Annotated in this window: 21 protein-coding genes; 14 read left to right on the top strand and 7 right to left on the bottom strand. The window is 31.9% G+C overall.

All coding sequences use genetic code 11. The features are described from left to right. Nucleotides 1-20: 20 nt before the first annotated feature. Entirely contained in the window at nt 21-383 is a 363-nt protein-coding gene (locus ES044_RS03335; protein WP_189663316.1) for a response regulator, read from the top strand. Nucleotides 384-681: 298 nt separating this feature from the next. Here ES044_RS03335 and ES044_RS03330 read toward each other — a convergent pair whose 3' ends face one another. From ES044_RS03330 to ES044_RS03320, 3 genes are all read right to left on the bottom strand, one after another. Then, a complete protein-coding gene (locus tag ES044_RS03330; protein ID WP_147120270.1) occupies nt 682-1,434 on the bottom strand; it encodes an energy transducer TonB in 753 nt (250 codons plus the stop codon). A 132-nt stretch (nt 1,435-1,566) separates the two neighbouring features. Continuing rightward, entirely contained in the window at nt 1,567-2,172 is a 606-nt protein-coding gene (locus ES044_RS03325) for an FAD-dependent oxidoreductase (protein ID WP_147120269.1), read from the bottom strand. Nucleotide 2,173: 1 nt separating this feature from the next. Continuing rightward, a complete protein-coding gene (locus ES044_RS03320) occupies nt 2,174-2,758 on the bottom strand; it encodes a MarC family protein (protein WP_147120268.1) in 585 nt (194 codons plus the stop codon). Between the two features lie 87 nt (nt 2,759-2,845). On the opposite strand from ES044_RS03320, the gene ES044_RS03315 reads away from it, so the two are divergent. The 5 genes from ES044_RS03315 to ES044_RS03295 all read left to right on the top strand — a co-directional run bounded on the left by ES044_RS03315 (nt 2,846) and on the right by ES044_RS03295 (nt 6,533). Beyond that, a complete protein-coding gene (locus tag ES044_RS03315) occupies nt 2,846-3,421 on the top strand; it encodes a DUF3109 family protein (RefSeq protein ID WP_147120267.1) in 576 nt (191 codons plus the stop codon). Between the two features lie 317 nt (nt 3,422-3,738). Continuing rightward, the gene (locus ES044_RS03310) at nt 3,739-4,479 is read left to right on the top strand and encodes an energy transducer TonB (RefSeq protein ID WP_147119693.1); all 741 of its coding nucleotides are present in this window, start codon (nt 3,739-3,741) and stop codon (nt 4,477-4,479) included. A 351-nt stretch (nt 4,480-4,830) separates the two neighbouring features. Next, nucleotides 4,831-5,577 (top strand): deoxyribose-phosphate aldolase, encoded by a 747-nt coding sequence (gene deoC, locus ES044_RS03305; RefSeq protein WP_147119692.1) that lies wholly within the window; start codon nt 4,831-4,833, stop codon nt 5,575-5,577. Between the two features lie 7 nt (nt 5,578-5,584). Beyond that, nucleotides 5,585-6,157 carry an acyltransferase gene (locus ES044_RS03300; protein WP_147119691.1) on the top strand — a complete coding sequence of 191 codons (573 nt, stop codon included), beginning with the start codon at nt 5,585-5,587 and terminating at the stop codon, nt 6,155-6,157. Nucleotides 6,158-6,350: 193 nt separating this feature from the next. Next, nucleotides 6,351-6,533 (top strand): hypothetical protein, encoded by a 183-nt coding sequence (locus tag ES044_RS03295; RefSeq protein WP_147119690.1) that lies wholly within the window; start codon nt 6,351-6,353, stop codon nt 6,531-6,533. Nucleotides 6,534-6,667: 134 nt separating this feature from the next. Here ES044_RS03295 and ES044_RS03290 read toward each other — a convergent pair whose 3' ends face one another. From ES044_RS03290 to ES044_RS03280, 3 genes are all read right to left on the bottom strand, one after another. Next, entirely contained in the window at nt 6,668-7,708 is a 1,041-nt protein-coding gene (locus ES044_RS03290; RefSeq protein ID WP_147119689.1) for an aldo/keto reductase, read from the bottom strand. A 670-nt stretch (nt 7,709-8,378) separates the two neighbouring features. Then, entirely contained in the window at nt 8,379-9,569 is a 1,191-nt protein-coding gene (locus tag ES044_RS03285) for a phosphoglycerate kinase (RefSeq protein ID WP_147119688.1), read from the bottom strand. Between the two features lie 283 nt (nt 9,570-9,852). Then, nucleotides 9,853-10,635, bottom strand: coding sequence for a tryptophan-rich sensory protein (locus tag ES044_RS03280; RefSeq protein WP_147119687.1), 783 nt, complete (start codon nt 10,633-10,635; stop codon nt 9,853-9,855). Nucleotides 10,636-10,710: 75 nt separating this feature from the next. On the opposite strand from ES044_RS03280, the gene ES044_RS03275 reads away from it, so the two are divergent. After that, a complete protein-coding gene (locus tag ES044_RS03275; protein WP_147119686.1) occupies nt 10,711-11,853 on the top strand; it encodes an ATP-binding protein in 1,143 nt (380 codons plus the stop codon). A gap of 395 nt (nt 11,854-12,248) precedes the next feature. Here the strand turns inward: ES044_RS03275 and ES044_RS03270 are convergent, their stop codons facing one another. After that, the gene (locus tag ES044_RS03270) at nt 12,249-12,839 is read right to left on the bottom strand and encodes a riboflavin synthase (RefSeq protein WP_147119685.1); all 591 of its coding nucleotides are present in this window, start codon (nt 12,837-12,839) and stop codon (nt 12,249-12,251) included. Between the two features lie 58 nt (nt 12,840-12,897). Here ES044_RS03270 and pdxA point away from each other — a divergent pair, with 58 nt between their 5' ends. The 7 genes from pdxA to ES044_RS03235 all read left to right on the top strand — a co-directional run bounded on the left by pdxA (nt 12,898) and on the right by ES044_RS03235 (nt 18,370). Beyond that, nucleotides 12,898-13,932, top strand: a complete 1,035-nt coding sequence (gene pdxA, locus ES044_RS03265) for a 4-hydroxythreonine-4-phosphate dehydrogenase PdxA (protein ID WP_147119684.1) — start codon at nt 12,898-12,900, stop codon at nt 13,930-13,932. Nucleotides 13,933-14,016: 84 nt separating this feature from the next. Further along, nucleotides 14,017-14,553: a YceD family protein gene (locus ES044_RS03260; protein WP_147119683.1), complete on the top strand. Its 537-nt coding sequence runs from the start codon at nt 14,017-14,019 to the stop codon at nt 14,551-14,553. Nucleotide 14,554: 1 nt separating this feature from the next. Further along, entirely contained in the window at nt 14,555-14,749 is a 195-nt protein-coding gene (rpmF, locus tag ES044_RS03255; protein ID WP_147119682.1) for a 50S ribosomal protein L32, read from the top strand. A gap of 156 nt (nt 14,750-14,905) precedes the next feature. Beyond that, nucleotides 14,906-15,907 carry a beta-ketoacyl-ACP synthase III gene (locus tag ES044_RS03250; RefSeq protein ID WP_147119681.1) on the top strand — a complete coding sequence of 334 codons (1,002 nt, stop codon included), beginning with the start codon at nt 14,906-14,908 and terminating at the stop codon, nt 15,905-15,907. Nucleotides 15,908-15,926: 19 nt separating this feature from the next. Next, complete coding sequence (accB, locus tag ES044_RS03245; protein ID WP_147119680.1) at nt 15,927-16,406, top strand: acetyl-CoA carboxylase biotin carboxyl carrier protein; 480 nt, start codon at nt 15,927-15,929, stop codon at nt 16,404-16,406. Nucleotides 16,407-16,488: 82 nt separating this feature from the next. Further along, nucleotides 16,489-17,829 carry an acetyl-CoA carboxylase biotin carboxylase subunit gene (accC, locus tag ES044_RS03240; RefSeq protein ID WP_147119679.1) on the top strand — a complete coding sequence of 447 codons (1,341 nt, stop codon included), beginning with the start codon at nt 16,489-16,491 and terminating at the stop codon, nt 17,827-17,829. A gap of 91 nt (nt 17,830-17,920) precedes the next feature. Further along, nucleotides 17,921-18,370, top strand: a complete 450-nt coding sequence (locus ES044_RS03235; RefSeq protein ID WP_147119678.1) for an Lrp/AsnC ligand binding domain-containing protein — start codon at nt 17,921-17,923, stop codon at nt 18,368-18,370. The last annotated feature ends 93 nt before the right edge of the window (nt 18,371-18,463 follow it).

Raw genomic sequence — 18,463 nt, 5'->3', positions numbered from 1 at the left:
TTAAAATAGTTCATATTATTTTGAAATCGACAGTAAACAATTTATTAATAGTAGAAGACAATCCTTTTATTAGCGAGAGTATTGCTGATGGAATAAAAGATTATGTTGGTGTCAGAAATCTTAAACTGGCAGTGTCTTTACAAGAAGCAATTTCTTTTTTAAATGATGTGCAGTTTGAGTTAATTATCCTCGATTTAAACTTGCAGGACGGAAATGGTATAGAACTATTAAAATGGATTAAAGAAAGGCAATACAAAACAAAAGTTCTCGTTTTTTCTATAAGTACCGCGTTTGAGAAAAAATGTTTGCAACTTGGTGCATTTGCTTTTTTTGATAAAGCTAAAGATTTTGATAAATTAATAGATACCATTAAAAATCCTTAAAGGAAATAGGGTGTTTCTTTACGCTACATAATGGTCCTAATTTTCACAAAGTTGATCAAAATGAAAAAGCTAAACTATAATTACAGTTTAGATTTTCTTACTAATATATCGGGGGACCTATATAATTGATGTTTTTGTTAGCAGTACTTATATAGTTTTATGTTTTTTAGGAGTTAACCTGTTTGCAAATACCTTATAAGTACTAGACTACAAATGTACATATGACTCTAGGTTCATTTAATAGGTAATTTTCTTAATTTATGTATTTTAGGTAAAAGACATAATTTTAGCAGTTTTTTTACTCTCTAACCTCAAAAGTAATCGGAAGACTGTAACTAACGCCCACAGGTATTCCCCTCTGTTTTCCTGGAGTCATTTTTGGTAAAGAATTAATAATGCCAGTAACCTCTTTCTCTAATGCAGGGTGAGGTCCTCTTACTTTTATGTTTATTACGCTACCGCTTTTATCAATCGTAAAAACTACAAATAATCTTTTTTTACCTGGAAGTAAGCCTAATTCTGTAGACAATCCTACATCAAAATTTTCACCAAAGTATTTGGTTACTTCTTTTGTGAAACATGCTTTTAATTCTTTGTTATTTCCTTTACAACCAGGATAAATAGGCACATCTTCAATTAGTAGAAACGGAATATCTTCAATAATTTCTTCAACTTCTGCTACCTCAACAATGTCATCAGTAGTTATTAAAGCATTGGTAACAATTTCATGTTCATCAGTTTCTGTAGACTCTAAAACAGTTTCAATAACAGCAACATCATCTTCTACAACTTTAAAATTATCTAGTGATGGCGGCGGTGGCGCACTTGTTTGTGTCGGTTTAATTTGTTGCATTGGCACAATAGGGATGTCTTCCGTCATTTCAAAAACCATCTGTACTTCGCCTCGATTATTTGCTGTAGAAACTTTTTCGAACGTTTTATATTCTAATATAGAATACACAATAAATAAGGTAAGTGCTAACCCTATTTGCATAAAAATTTTACTAAAATTAGCAAGTTGTTTTTTTGGATTTTTTTTAATTTGTAACATCTTTTAAATCTTTAAAGTTTATGGAAAACGATAAATTGATATGTAAAATACCAATAGGTTTAGAGAACTTTTTACGAGTTCTTAAACGTATTTAAAAGTATAAATTAAAGGGACGTTAAAATATGACGAATATCATACTTTATCATGAATTTTGGTGTGATTTCCATCATTCCAAAGTGTAAGAATATCGGTTGCAACAGAAGCTCCACTTCCGGCAGCAATTGCAAACTGACTTCGCCACCCAGCAATGGTGCCAGAACAATACAAGCCAGTTTTAATAAAATGATTCTTATTTTTTAACTGAATTCTATCTTTTTCGGGGTTTGATTTTTTATGAGAAATCAAAAACTCGTCGAATCCTTTTATGGTAAAAGGTTTAGCGTAATTCAAAGCAATAATTATTATTTTTGAGTAATAAACATGCTTATTTGTGATTACTTCATAATTTTTAGAATGTTTTTGAACCGATACAACTTTTTCATTTTCTTTTTGAGAAATATGCGGATATAAAGCCGATAACTGTTCTTTTCCTTGCTTTAAGATTTGTTTTCCTGTTGTTTTTGGCGCTAAACCCAAAACATTATTAAACAAGGCATTTTCTAGGTGAGAGGTTCGCTGATGCATTATAATTCCGATGTTTTTATCAAAAGCAAAAGGTTTGTTTTTTGCAGAACCTAATACCAGAGCACATTGCATTCCAGAAACACCACCACCAATAATTAAAGCATCAAAAATCATCTTACATTAATAATATTTTTATGTTTTGAGCAAATAGTTTTACAGAGATAGCCAATAAAATAACGCCAAAAACTTTACGAATTATTTGAATACCACTAGGGCCTATTAAACGTTCTATTTTAGAAGAGGTTTTTAACACAATATATAAAAATATTACGTTTAAAACTACAGCAACAATAATATTTTGAATGTCAAATTCTGCCCTTAAAGAAAGCAACGTTGTTAAACTACCTGGACCAGCAATTAACGGAAAAGCCAGCGGAAAAACAGTTGCCGTAATCGGAGCACTATTGCCGTCGTCTTTGTATAAAGTAATTCCTAAAATCATTTCTAAAGCAATAAAGAATAAGATAAATGCACCTGCAACAGCAAAAGAGTTTACGTCAATACCAATTAAACTTAATAAACTTTGTCCTAAAAAAAGGAAAACAATCATAATAACACCAGCTATTAAAGATGCTTTTTCAGATTGAATATGACCTACCTTTTTACGCAAATCTATAATGATGGGAATGTTTCCGATAATGTCGATTACGGCAAATAAAACCATAAAAGCAGTTATTATTTCTTTGAAATTGAATTCCATTTTTTTTATTTAAACTTTTTGCGAAATTAGTCAACTAACTTTAGCAAATTGTAAAAAAAGAGAAAAAAATATCACTATTTTTGCAAAATGTTTCAACTAGGAAAAACAATCGTTTCAGAAGATATTATAGAGAAAGATTTTGTGTGTAATTTATCTGCATGTAAAGGCGCTTGCTGCGTAGATGGCGACGCGGGTGCTCCTTTAGATAAAGAGGAAGCAAAGATTTTAGATGAAATATATCCGAAGTTAAAACCTTTTTTAAGAAAAGAAGGAATAGCCGTTATTGAAAAAGAAGGTACTTCAGTTACTAGTGAGTGGGGCGAACTAGAAACACCTTTGGTTAACGGTGCAGATTGTGCGTATGTAATATTTGATAAAAAAAAGACTGCTTTGTGTGGAATTGAAGAGGCATATAATCAAGGAGAAATTGATTGGAAAAAGCCTGTTTCTTGTCATTTATACCCTATTCGAGTAAAAGATTACAGCGAGTTTTCTGCAGTAAACTACCATAAGTGGGAAATCTGTGACGATGCTTGTTCTTTAGGAAAAGAGTTGCAAGTGCCTGTTTATAAGTTTGTAAAACAAGGGTTGGTTAGAAAATTTGGGCAAAATTGGTATGATGAGCTAGAAAAAGTTGCGGAGAAACATCTGAAAATAAAATAAACCTTTTAAATAACATATTAATATTCAGTAGTGTTCGATTAAAAACAGTTTAGGCTCATAAATTCTTTTAAAATTAAAGGTTTTTACTTGTTTTTAAAATGATACTTTGTTTTTGAATTAATTTTAAAATAAAAAGTTCATTCTTTTTTCTGGTTTTAAGTTAGTTATAATCAAGTCTTGTTTCTTGGTTCTAAAAGCGAAGCGTCTTGTTTCTTTAGCCGATATTAATGAGTACTAATCAGTATATTACACGTTTTTAGAGTTTTATGGCACGTTCTTTGTTTTAACAAAGTCTTAACATTTAAAGCTTTCTAGAGATGAAAAACGTAAAAAAATTACCGAGCAAACAATTAGAGAAGTTCTCAACCATTTTTACCCAACTAGGACTTGTACTAGTGCTTTTTATCGTCTATGTGACTTTAGAGCACAAAACACTAGAAAAATCTTTGGCAATTGTAGATTTTAATCCGCCAAGAGCTATTACAATTTCTCCAGACCAAGAAATTGTTTTTGTAAGAGAACCTAAAGCAAAGGTTATAACTCCAAAAACAGTTTTTTTTATACCCGATGCACCTATCGAAAAAGGAGATAATGATATTGTAGAAACCATTATTCCAGATGAACCTACTGAAGATGTGGTTCAATTAGATATCGATTCAGTTGTGGTTATAGAAGAACCTGCAGATGCTGAACCATTAGAAACGGTTCCTTTTATATTGATAGAAAATGCACCTGTTTTTAAGGGTTGTGAAGGTTTATCAAGAGAAGAAAATAAACGATGTTTTGATACAAAAATGAACAAGTTTGTACAGCGTAATTTTAATGCGCAAATAGCAAATGAAATTGGTTTGCTTTCTGGAAAATATAGAATTAGTACACAATTTATTATTGATGATAAAGGGAATGTTGTGGATATTCAGATACGAGCACCACATTTTCGACTTAAAAAAGAAACGCAAGATTTAATTGAAAAACTACCAAAATTTACGCCAGGAAAGCAAAGAAATAAAGCGGTTAAGGTAAAATATACTTTGCCAATTTCTTTTAGAGTAGATTAATTTAAAGGAATGTATCGATAATTTTCAACTATTTTTCCGTTGAAATTACCATTCTTATGAAAATGGAAAGCTAGAGTCTATATTTATAAACAAAACTTATTAGTTTGGTTTTTTATGAGTGAAACTCAATTTTAAAAAATTGCGAGGCTATGAATTCAAAATTATAAGTTGAACCTAACTGTCCGACAGGTAATATAATTCCGCTCCATGTACTGAACTTGTTTTCAGTATCTAGCCAAACCTTGGGTTTAATATCCCGCTGCGATGGGTCTAAATATTAAGAGGATATTTCTTTTTGGTACCCCGATTGTGCTGTCTCGAAGTTGTTCATTATTTTGTATTTTTGATTCTATGAAAATCAATCAATATTTAGATGCTACGTATTTAAAAACAGCAGCTCAAGCCAATATTTCGGAAGTCGAAAATCAACAGAAAGTGTTTGATTTAGTTGATGAGTCAATTTTGTATCGGTATAAATTGATTATGATTCGTGCAAAATACATTCAAGAAGTAAAAAAAATACTTTCAGAATCAAGTTCAGAAGTTTTAATAGGAACTGTTATTGATTTTCCAGAAGGAAATTCATCCATAGAAAATAAATTAGAGGAAGCTAAAAAAGCGATATTTTTAGAAGCAGATGAACTCGATTTTGTGATCAATTATAAAGCTTTTAAACAAGGTGAAATTAATTTGATAAAAGAAGAAGTTATAGCATGTACAAAGTTGTGTCTAGATAACAATAAAGTTGTAAAATTTATTATAGAAGTTGCCGCTTTATCAACAGCAGAAATTATTGTAATTTCACAATTGATAAAAGAAATTGTGCTCACAAATTTTGATGAAACGGTAGTTAAAAAAGTGTTTGTAAAATCATCTACAGGGTTTTTTAAAACTGAACAGAACAAACCAAACGGTGCTACTTTAGAGACGATTAAATTGATTTCAGAAAACGCAAAACCATTGCAAATAAAAGCGGCGGGTGGCGTAAGAGATTTTAGAACAGCTTTAAAAATGATTTCTTTAGGAGTTGATAGAATAGGAACATCTTCAGCGAAAGAAATTTGCACACAACAAGAAGGTAACAACACAGAATATTAATTTTTATATGGATTATTTCGCTCACGAAACCGCAGTTATCGATCATAATTGTCAAATAGGAAAAGGAACAAAAATTTGGCACTTTAGCCATATCATGTCTAATTGTAGTATTGGTGAATCTTGTAATTTAGGTCAGAATGTGGTGGTTTCTCCAGAAGTTATTTTAGGGAGAAATGTAAAAGTGCAAAATAATGTTTCTATTTATACAGGTGTTATTTGTGAAGATGATGTGTTTTTAGGTCCGTCAATGGTTTTTACAAACGTGATCAATCCGAGAAGTGCCATCAACAGAAAAAATGAATATTTAAAAACGATTGTAAAAAAAGGCGCAAGTATTGGAGCAAATGCAACCATTGTTTGTGGTAATAATATTGGCGAATTTGCTTTTATTGGTGCTGGTTCGGTGGTTACAAAAGAAGTGTTGCCGTATGCTTTAGTTGTTGGGAATCCGTCAAAACAAATTGGCTGGGTTAGTGAATATGGGCATAAATTAAATTTTAATGCGGATGGTTTTTCGATTTGTAAAGAAAGTGGCGAAGAATATCAACTGAAAGAAAATTGTGTAAAAAAGATATCATGAAAGAGAGTATGGATGAATTCTTAAAAAAGAAAGAACCATTAAAAAATTTAACTTTAGAGCAAAAAGAAGATTTAGGTTTGTTATTTTTGATGGAACAAGATTAGAGCAATAAAATTGTTAGTAGAGAAGAGATTTTTGAAATCTTCGAATCTAAAGTTTTTAAAAGCGAATAATTAATAGAAAAATTAAAATTATGAAAACTAAAGAGACTGAATTTTTTATTGATAAAGCTATCACAAAATATCAAACATTATCCATAAAAGAAAAAGCAATCATTAATTTAACTTTAATAATAAGTTTGGTTCTTTTTACAATTGGATCAATCTACAATAGTGGCCAAGATTTTGGAGAATTTTTATACTATATTACTCATTAAACGAAACTAGTTTTATAAGTTTTTGATATTTTCATGTAACAAGAATATATAGTTAAGACCTCAAACAAAAAATCCAAAGTAAAAGAATTACTTTGGATTTTTTTGATATTGCTAACTGAATACTGCCTACTTAATTAAGGAGCAGGATTCGGAATTTCCTTATGAACTGCCTCAATTTCTTTTAAAGTTTCTTCGGATAATTCAACATTTATAGAATTGATATTTTCTTTTAACTGACTCAACTTTGTAGCCCCAATAATATTACTAGTTACAAAGGGCAATTGGTTTATAAACGCTAACGACATTTCCGATAATGTAATTCCATTTTTCTTTGCAATCGCTTCATATCTTTTTACGGCTTCTAAAGAACCATCTCCCATATAACGCGCAATAAAACGCGGAAATAAAGTTCCTCTTGCGCCTTCTGGTAAATTCCCATTTAAATATTTACCAGATAAAACACCCTGTGCTAGCGGAGAATATGCGAGTAAACCAATGTTTTCTCTCATAGAAACTTCAGACATTCCGTATTCATAAGCTCTATGAATCATAGAATACGAATTCTGAATCGTAGATGGTCTTGCTAAATTGTGCGCATCTGCGGTTTGCAAATATTTCATGGTTCCCCAAGGAGTTTCATTAGACAAACCAATAGCTTTTATAGTACCCGCTTTCACGAAATCGTTTAAAGTTTCTAGAATTTCTAAATGTTTTTCTGCTTCTCTTGCTGCTGTTTTATAAGGATAATCTCTTACCCCAAAACAATTTACACCACGATCTGGCCAATGCAATTGATATAAATCTAAATAGTCTGTTTGCAAACGTTTTAAACTTTCTTCAACCGCATCTATAATATTTTGTTTGTTAAAGCCACCTTTTCTAATATGTGCAGTATAATCTCCACCACCAGCAATTTTAGTAGCTAAAACAACTTTGCTTCTGTTCCCTGTTTTTTGAAACCAACGACCTATAATTCTTTCAGTTTCTGCATAGGTTTCTGGATTAGCAGGAACCGGATACAATTCTGCAACATCAAAAAAGTTTACACCTTGTGCTAATGCATAATCCATTTGTTCAAAGGCTTCTTCTTGTGTGTTCTGATTTCCCCAAGTCATGGTTCCTAAACAAATTTTAGAAACTTTGATATCGGTATTTGGTAAAGTTGTGTATTTCATTTTTTTTTGATGGGTAATTGTTGATTTGTGTAATCGTTTAATTGACAGAAAGTTTAAAAGCAAAATTAAAAACTTAAAGTTTAGTAAAAGAATAAAACGACTGCTTTTAACAGATAATTTACTTTTAAGGGTTTTGTTAAAGTTTTCTGCCACTAACTTAAAAATCAAATTAATTTTTAATTTTCCATTATTTGGGCGTTCCCTAAAGGTCAGGCTTTCACACTCGCTTTTTTTATGCTGAATTTATTTCAGCATCTGTGATTTGTCAAAGTTTATGTATTGTTTACAAAAGATATTGAATCGAGTTTGGCATAAAAAAGAGCTCAAACAATTGCTCAATCCTTAACGCATATTGCTTCATTAAAAAATAAAGTTAGTAAAAATTACACAGTTTTAAGTTTCTCAAAAAATTACACAGAATTTTATTTTATACAATTTTGTCATTTCGATTTTAAGAGAAATCTCATGAACTTGCTCAATAGTAAGTTAACTACTTTATGAGACTTCTCCCAAAAAGGTCGAAGTGACAACGTTATAATTCAATCAAAACAAAAAACGTGCAATTAATAAAAATTACACGCTTATATTTTTCTTAAAACTTTAAATAAAGTTCTAAAGTTCTATAAACCATCCAACAATTAAACAGTTACACAATTCAACAAAGCTAAAATTATTTAAGAATCGCTTCAATCCCTGGTAAATTTTTTCCTTCTAACATTTCTAGCATTGCGCCACCACCGGTAGAAACATAACTTACTTTATCAGCAAAACCAAATTGTTTTACAGCAGCAACAGAATCTCCACCACCAACTAAAGAAAATGCGCCGTTTTTGGTTGCTTTGTCAATAGAATGACCAAGTGCAATGGTACCGGCAGCAAAAGATTCCATTTCAAAAACACCTAAAGGTCCGTTCCATAAAATCGTTTTACATTGGTTTACAACACCATCAAAAATTTCTCTTGATTTTGGTCCTGCATCAACGCCTTCCCATCCGTCAGGAATTTCATTAATATCACAAATTTTAGTATTTGCATCATTGCTAAAATCATCCGCAGCAACAACATCAACAGGAATATGAATTTGTACATTTTTAGCTTTTGCTTGTTTTAAAATTTCAAGCGCTAATTCCATTTTATCATCTTCACAAATAGAGTTCCCAATTTTTCCGCCTTGTGCTTTCACGAAGGTAAAACTCATTCCACCACCAATAATTAAATGATCTACTTTGTCTAAAATATTTTCAATTACGGTAATTTTAGAGGATACTTTTGCACCTCCTAAAATAGCCAAAACCGGTCTTTCAGAATTATTTAACACTTTATCGATACTTTCAATTTCTCTTGCTAGTAAGTTTCCAAAGCATTTGTTGTCTTCAAAAAATTGAGCAATAATGGTAGTCGATGCATGCGCTCTGTGAGCAGTGCCGAAAGCATCATTCACATAAATATCACCTAATTTAGATAGTTTTTCAGCAAAAGCAACATCCCCTTTTTCTTCTTCTGCATGAAAACGAAGGTTTTCTAATAATAAAATTTCGCCATCTTCTAAATTGGCAACAGCCTCCTCTGCTTTAGTGCCAATGCAGTCTTCGGCAAATTTTACATTTACGCCAATAATTTCTTTCACTTTTGCAACAATATGTTTCAAAGAAAATGCATCATTTACACCCCCTTTTGGTCTGCCTAAATGCGACATTAAAACACAACTTCCTCCATCTTCTAAAACCTTAATAATAGTAGACTTTGCAGCTTCAATTCTAGTAGCATCTGTAACTTCAAATTTATCATTTAAAGGCACGTTAAAATCTACGCGAATGATTGCTTTTTTATTTTCGAAATTAAAATCGTTTAATGTTTTCATTTTTAGATGTATTTTCAACAAAAATACTTTTTTATTTATGGTTAATGAAATTGAAAATTGAAAAGTTAAGTTAACGTTTGCGTACTGAAGTTTTTGTGAAATATTTAATGTGCAAAACCATCAAACAAAAGAAACTATTTTTTTTGAGTGAAACTCAATCCTGAAAAATAGCGAAGTTATAATTTCAAAATTGAAAGTTGAACCTGCCTGTCGGGCAGGCTTGTTTCAGTATTTAACGGGATTTTGGAGTTAATATCCCGACTATCCGCATTGAAGATGTTTATTATATCATTTTTTTAACAGGATTTGTACTTCGGTTTTTAAATGCGTGTGCAGCACTGCTAATGATTAAAATAGCAGCAGTAAAAAATGCCGAATTAGCAATCATACTATTATCGTTATTATTCGCAACTCCAATAGCAATTAAAGCCCAAGCGCCAACCAAAGCAAATTCTCTCATATTTCTTTTCCAGGTGATGCTTAAATTTATCGCGGTGGCAATTACAATCATGATCAAGGTCCAAATTTCTGCGGAAATTCCGAATCCGTTCCAATCAATTTTCACTAAATACGAAGAAACATTGGCGATGCTCGCTACAGTAACCCAACCACTATAAATTACGAATGGCCACCAAAGAAATAAAATTACAGAAAAAGGTGCGTCCCAAAGTTCCATTTTATTATTCCAAACAATTTTAAGCAAAGAAAATAGTAAGAGAAAGATAAAAATACAAGAAAGACCGGTGTATTCATAAATCCAACAGAAAATCCAGGCAGCGTTTGCAACACAAGAAAGAATGAACCAGATACCCGTTTTTTCAACAAAATCGTCATTTTTAACTTTTACAAACAAACTCCTTCCTTGGTAAATGGCAAAACCTAATAACAACAAATAAATAAGCCCCCAAATTGAAAAAGCATAACCAGCTGGTGTAAATAAAGAGTTTAAATCTCTAGATATTTCGCCAATCGTTGTGTTGTTTAAAAGACCTGTATTAGAGAGGTAATTTATAAAAACGACAGAGACAAAAGCAATTCCATTTCCTATTTGAAGTATTTTTTTCATGATTTTATTTTTGAAATATGAGATAAAAGTACTAAAATTTTAGAAGAACAACTTTCTAAAACTTTATATTTGTGCATGCTTTTCAACCAAATTATAGGTCAAGAACACATTAAAAAACATTTGCAAACTTCTGCGGAAAACGGCAGGATTCCGCATGCACAATTATTTATCGGCAAAGAAGGTTGTGGGACGCTGCCAATGGCAATTGCCTATGCACAATTTTTATTGTGTAATTTTTCTGATAATAAAGATGCTTGCAATATAAAGTGCGATAAATTACAGCATCCAGATTTGCATTTTGCATTTCCAGTAACCACAAACGATTCTGTAAAAAAACATGCGGTAAGTAATCTGTTTTTACAAGATTGGCGAGAGTTTATAGCCGCGCAACCTTACGGAAGTTTATTTAATTGGTTGCAACATATTGGTGTAGAAAACAAACAAGGTTTAATTGGTGTTGATGAGGCCGAAGCTGTTGTAAAAAAATTAAAGCTAAAAAGTTACGAAGGTGGTTTTAAGGTGATGATTATTTGGATGGCAGAAAAAATGAATAGTGCATCGGCTAATAAATTATTAAAACTCATTGAGGAACCGCCTCAAAAAACGGTTTTTTTACTGATTACAGAAAATGAAGAGCAGATTATAAATACGATTCAATCAAGATGCCAAGCATTACATTTTCCGAGATTATCTGAAGAAGATATTGCAAATGCTTTGATTGTAAATCATCAAATTGCAGAAAATGAAGCCAATGCTATTGCACATCAAGCGGAAGGTAATTTTAACAAAGCACTTCATTTATTGCAAAATGATGCTGCTGATTTAGTTTTTGAAGAATGGTTTATTGCTTGGATAAGAACAGCTTTTAGAGCGAAAGGAAATGCGGCGGTGGTGCAACAGTTAATTTCTTGGTCAGAAACAATTTCAAAAACAGGTAGAGAAACCCAAAAACGATTTTTAGAATATTGTTTGCAATTCTTTCGACAAGCGTTATTAATGAACTATAAGTCTGATCAATTGGTTTTTATGGAGTCTAAATCAGGTTTTGATTTGTCTAAATTTGCGCCTTTTGTACATTCAGGAAATATTTTAGACATCGAAAAAGAACTTAACGAAGCGATGTATCATATCGAAAGAAACGGAAACGCTAAAATTATCTTATTAGACCTTTCTATGAAATTGACGCGGTTTTTGCATAAAAAGGAAGATACGGTTTAGGGTTTTTCTACACACTTTTTTATTCTGAAAGAATCTCACGCAATTTGTACATAAAGTGGGATGCTTGAAGCGTGACAACCTTTATGAATAATACATTTTTAAAAGCATAATAAAAGAAACAAAATCTAAACATTTGTCAATCTCGCAAAATACTGTCTAATAAAACATAAGAAAGAGGAGACGGTTTAGGTACAATTATTTTTTCCAAGTACCACCATAAACATAATTTGGATTTTCTTTTTTTAAATTTAATAAGCACTCTTTACAAGCAAAAATCCATTTTTTTGGCAACTTATGTTGAATTCTATACATCGTTGAGAAATCTTTTTTACAAATTTCACAGTATTTAATTCTAGGTTTCGTTGCCATTTAAAATTCCTTTTGTTTTTAAAGTTTTAATTATTGTAAGCCGTCAATCTCGCAACATATTTCCCAATAACATCAAATTCTAAATTTACAACATCATTAACTTGCAAGGTTTTAAAAGTAGTATGTTCCCAAGTATAAGGAATAATGGCAACACTAAATTCATCTTTTTTAGAGTCTACAACCGTTAAACTGATGCCATTAATAGTAATGGAACCTTTTTCTATGGTGATGTTATCTTTGCTAGAGGTATATTTAAAAGTACAAACGGTACTTCCGTTTTCGTCTTTCATGTTGGTGCAAATTCCAGTTTCATCAACATGCCCTTGAACCATATGGCCGTCTAATCTGTCGCCCAATTTCATAGCGCGTTCTAGATTTATAATATCGGCTATTTTTAATTTTCCAGTATTGGTTTTGTCTATTGTCTCTTTAATCGCAGTTACGGTGTACTCATCATTTTTGATGTCAACCACTGTTAAACAAACGCCATTATGAGCCACACTTTGGTCAATTTTTAGTTCATTAGTAATGTTACACTTAATTGTTAAATGAACATTTCCTTGCTCTTTTACAACATTTTTCACTACGCCAAGTGTTTCTATAATTCCTGTAAACATATCTCTAAAATTTGGTTACTTTTGTACACAACAAAAATAGTGATATTACAAGAGATCTATGGATAAATCTGATAAAATAATCGTAGGAATTTCAATAGGAGATTTAAACGGAATTGGTATTGAAGTAATTTTAAAAACATTTGAAGACAAACGAATGTTGGACTTTTGTACGCCAGTACTTTTTGGAGCAACAAAGACGATTTCTTATCATAAAAAAGCGCTAGGAATAGAAACTCCTGTTCACGGAATCACTTCAATTGAGCAAATAAATCATACAAAAATTAATATTCTAAATATCTGGAAAGAAGATGTTGCGATTGAATTAGGAAAAGCAACGAAGATTTCTGGGGAGTATGCCGCAAAATCTTTAGCTTCTGGAGTCGCACATTTAAAAGAAAACAAGATTGATGTGCTAATTACAGCGCCCATCAACAAAGAAAATATACAATCGGATACGTTTAATTTCCCTGGCCATACAGAGTATTTAGAGGCGAATTTAGAAGGGAAGAGCTTAATGATTCTAATGACAGATAAATTGCGAATTGGTTTAATTACGGGTCATATTCCTATTGCTAAAGTTGCAGAATCGATTACTCCAGAATTAATTAAGAGCAAAGTGGAGACAATGTATTTGTCTTTAAAGCAAGATTTCGGAATTGACAAACCAAAAATTGCTGTTTTATCTTTGAATCCGCATTGTGGAGATAAAGGAGTTATTGGCGAAGAAGATGACACCATTATACGACCAACAATTGAAGAAATAAAAGAAACAGGCAAGCTTGTTTTTGGGCCTTATGCGGCAGATGGATTTTTTGGTTCGGAAACTTTTAAGCAATTTGATGGGGTTTTAGCAACTTATCACGATCAAGGTTTAGCGCCTTTTAAAGCCTTGTCTTTTGGTAAAGGAGTAAATTTTACAGCAGGCTTAAGTCATATTAGAACGTCTCCAGATCATGGCACAGGCTATGATATTGCAGGGAAAAACACGGCAAATTCGTCTTCTTTTGTAGAAGCTTTGTTTACCGCAATAGCGGTTTTTAAAACTAGAAAAGAGTACAAAGAATTGACAAAAAACCCATTGGTTTTAAAATAAAATTAAAGAATGTTCTTTTTTTTATATAATATGTTGCAGAAATACATTTTTTTGTATCTTTGCCCGCTCAATTGATGTTTGATAATGAAAGACTTGAAAGAATTCAGCATAGCATTTGTAGGATTAAAAGAAGGTAAACATGAGTTTAAATACTCAATTGATAATAAGTTCTTTGAAGCTTTTAATTTTGATGAGTATGTAAATTCATCTATAAAAGTTTTATTAACATTCGTGAAAAAAAGCACATTATTTGAGCTAGTTTTTACTGCTGAAGGTTCTGTTGAAGTTCCTTGTGATGTAACCAATGAGTTATTTGATCAAGAAATAAAATCAGAATTACCGTTAGTCGTAAAGTTTGGTCCAGAATTTAATAATGAGAATGAAGAAATTTTAGTGATTTCTCATGAAGCTTATGAACTGAATGTTGCGCAGTTTATTTATGAAATGATTGTTTTAGCAGTTCCTAATAAAAGAGTTCATCCAAAAGTATTAGATGGCACTATGGAATCTGAAGCCTTAAATAAATTGAGAGAATTAGAGATAAAGAAAGTAAAAGCTGTAGAAACTACAGACCCAAGATGGGATAAATTAAAGAATTTAATAACAGAAAAAAAGACATAAAATGGCGCATCCTAAAAGAAAAATATCCAAAACAAGAAGAGATAAAAGGAGAACACATTATAAAGCATCATATCAACAGATTGCTACAGATCCTACAACTGGTGAATCTCATTTATACCATAGAGCTCATTGGCACGAAGGAAAACTATATTACAGAGGTCAAATTGTTTTAGAATCTGCAGCAGCAGAGGTATAAAGACCTCTTTTTTAAAAGACGTAAAAACCCTCAATCTTGAGGGTTTTTTTACGCTTTTAAGTTAAATTACTACTCTTTAGAGTTAAATTACAGCAAAACGTGAAATAATTTTCACTACTTTTGACTATTCTAAATTTTAGAAACTAAACCTTAATTATGACAAGAATCTCTGCAGCAATAACAGCAGTAGGAAAATATGTTCCTGATTACATTTTAACCAACAAGGAATTAGAAACCTATGTAGATACAAATGATGAGTGGATTACCAGTAGAACAGGTATTAAAGAAAGAAGAATTCTTAAGGGTAAGGGTTTAGGGACTTCTTATATGGCAATAAAAGCTGCTGAAGATTTATTTCAAAGATCAAACTTAAAAGCAGAAGATATAGATTTAGTGATTGTTGGAACGGCAACACCAGATTTACAAGTAGCCTCTACGGCTGCTCATGTGGCTACAGAAATTGGGGCAGTAAATGCATTTGCATACGATTTGCAGGCTGCGTGCTCTAGTTTTTTATTCGGAATGTCTACGGCCGCAAGTTATATAGAATCTGGTAGATACAAGAAAATTTTGTTAATTGGTGCAGATAAAATGTCATCAATTATAGATTATAAAGATAGAGCAACGTGTATTATTTTTGGTGATGGAGCAGGAGCTGCGATATTTGAACCAAACAATGAAGGTTTAGGTTTGCAAGACGAATATTTAAGGAGTGATGGCATAGGAAGAGATTTCTTAAGAATTGAAGCAGGAGGATCTATGATGCCAACAACTTTAGAGACTGTAAAAGAGAAAAGACATTTTGTGTATCAAGAAGGAAAAACTGTTTTTAAATATGCAGTTTCAAATATGGCAGATGTATCAGAAAAAATGTTGACAAGAAACAACCTTACCGAAGAAGATATTCAGTGGTTAGTGCCACATCAAGCAAATAAACGAATTATTGAAGCAACAGCAAAAAGAGTTGGGGTTGCTCCAGAAAAAGTAATGATGAATATCCAAAATTATGGAAATACAACATCTGCTACGTTACCTCTTTTATTAGCCGATTATGAAGACCAACTTAAAAAAGGAGATAATTTAATTTTTGCCGCATTTGGTGGCGGTTTTACTTGGGGCGCTATTTATTTAAAATGGGCATATAATTCAAAAAAATAATAAATAAATAATAAGAAATATGGATATTAAGGAGATTCAAAATCTTATAAAATTTGTAGCAAAATCTGGCGCTAGCGAGGTAAAGTTAGAAATGGAAGATATAAAGATTACAATTAAAACCGGTTCGGGGAAAACAGAAACTACAATTGTACAAGCTGCACCTATGGCAGGTATGCCACAAGCGGCGCCAGCGACATTTGCACAATCTATGGCAGAGCCTACGCCACCTGCAAAAGAAGAAGAAAGTGCTGATGCTAAATACATCACGGTAAAGTCCCCAATTATTGGTACTTTTTATAGAAAAGCTTCTCCCGATAAACCAAGTTTTGTAGAAGTTGGCACAGACATTAATGTTGGTGATACTGTTTGTGTGATTGAGGCGATGAAATTATTTAATGAAATTGAGTCTGAAGTTTCAGGCAAAATTGTAAAGGTTTTAGTGGATGATTCTTCTCCAGTAGAGTTTGATCAACCTCTATTTTTAGTAGATCCATCTTAATAGATAGAGTATAGATTTTGGAGTTTAGATATTAGATTTTCTAACTCATAACTCAAAACTCGTAACTAAAAACTCTTATACTATGTTTAAAAAAATATTGATTGCCAACAGAGGCGAAATTGCACTACGTGTAATAAGAACCTGTAAAGAAATGGGCATAAAAACTGTGGCGGTATATTCTACCGCAGATGCAGAAAGTTTACATGTTAGATTTGCAGATGAAGCAGTTTGTATTGGGCCACCAGCAAGTTCTGAATCTTATTTAAAAATGTCTAATATTATATCTGCCGCAGAAATTACAAATGCAGATGCAATACATCCTGGTTATGGATTTTTATCGGAAAACGCTAAATTTTCTAATTTATGCGAAGAGCATAACATTAAATTTATTGGTGCTACGGGTAAAATGATCGACCAAATGGGAGATAAAGCAAATGCAAAAGCAACAATGAAAAGGGCTGGTGTTCCTTGCGTTCCAGGTTCTGAAGGAATTATTGCTGATTTTGAAGAGTGTGAAAAATTAGCTGTAGAAACAGGGTATCCTGTAATGTTAAAAGCTTCTGCAGGTGGCGGCGGTAAAGGAATGCGTGCTGTTTGGAAACCTGAAAACTTAAAAGACGCTTGGGATTCTGCAAGACAAGAAAGTAAAGCTGCTTTTGGTAATAATGATATGTATATGGAAAAGCTTATTGAAGAGCCAAGACATATAGAAATTCAGATTGTAGGAGATTCTTACGGTAAAGCATGTCATTTGTCAGAAAGAGATTGTTCTGTTCAAAGACGTCATCAAAAGTTAACAGAAGAAACACCTTCTCCTTTTATGACCGATGAATTGAGAGAAAATATGGGTAACTCTGCTGTAAAAGCAGCTGAATTTATTAAATATGAAGGTGCTGGTACTGTAGAATTTTTGGTTGATAAACATAGAAATTTCTACTTTATGGAGATGAATACACGTATTCAAGTAGAGCATCCTATCACTGAAGAAGTTGTGAATTATGATTTAATTCGCGAACAAATTTTAGTGGCAGCTGGTGTACCGATTTCTGGTAAAAACTATTATCCGCAATTGCATTCTATAGAATGTAGAATTAATGCAGAAGATCCACATAATAATTTTAGACCAGCGCCAGGAAGAATAACTACTTTTCATGCGCCAGGAGGCCACGGAGTTAGAATGGATACACATGTGTATGCAGGATATATGATTCCACCAAACTACGATTCTATGATTGCCAAGTTAATTGTAACTGCGCAAACAAGAGAAGAAGCCATTAATAAGATGAAAAGAGCTTTAGATGAGTTTGTGATTGAAGGTGTTAAAACTACAATTCCTTTTCATAGACAGTTAATGGAGCACCCAGATTATGTGTCTGGAAACTACACAACCAAATTTATGGAAGACTTTGAAATGAAAGCATAAATACTTTTTTTAGTTTTAAAATGATATTAAAAATAGAGAATACACTTTTGTATTCTCTATTTTTTTATATTTATGCTAAAATAGCATCAGTATGAAAATTGACGGAATTGATAAAATTATCATTAAAAGACTCGTAAAAGACGCAAGAACTCCTGTGTTGAGTATCGCAAGAGAAGTTGGTATCTCTGGAGCGGCAATTCATCAACGTTTAAGAAAACTAGAAAAATCTGAACTCATAGATGGGTATAGAATGGTTATTAATCCTAAATCTTTAGGATATACCACAACTGCTTTTGTTGGCGTTTTTTTAGAATCATCTAGCTTATATACATCTGCAGTTAAAAGATTAAAAGAAATTCCGGAAGTGGTAGAAAGTCACTATACCACTGGGAATTACGCAATTTTCATTAAGATTTTGTGCAAAAATAACGAAGATTTAATGCAGCTCTTAAACAAAGATATACAAAACATAAAAGGGGTCTCTAGAACAGAAACTTTTATATCTTTAGATCAACAGATTGATAGACAGATAAGTATTTAGAAGTAAACAAGCTATCTACCAAAATTTACAATTTAAGGAGGTTTTTAAAAGACTGATCTAATAACTAAGTAGAATAATACAATTTGTTACATT

The sequence above is a fragment of the Polaribacter sp. IC066 genome, from assembly GCF_007997085.1.
GTDB lineage: Bacteria > Bacteroidota > Bacteroidia > Flavobacteriales > Flavobacteriaceae > Polaribacter.
The sequence above is the reverse complement of the archived record's forward strand: the minus strand, read 5'-3'. Positions and strand labels throughout refer to the sequence as shown.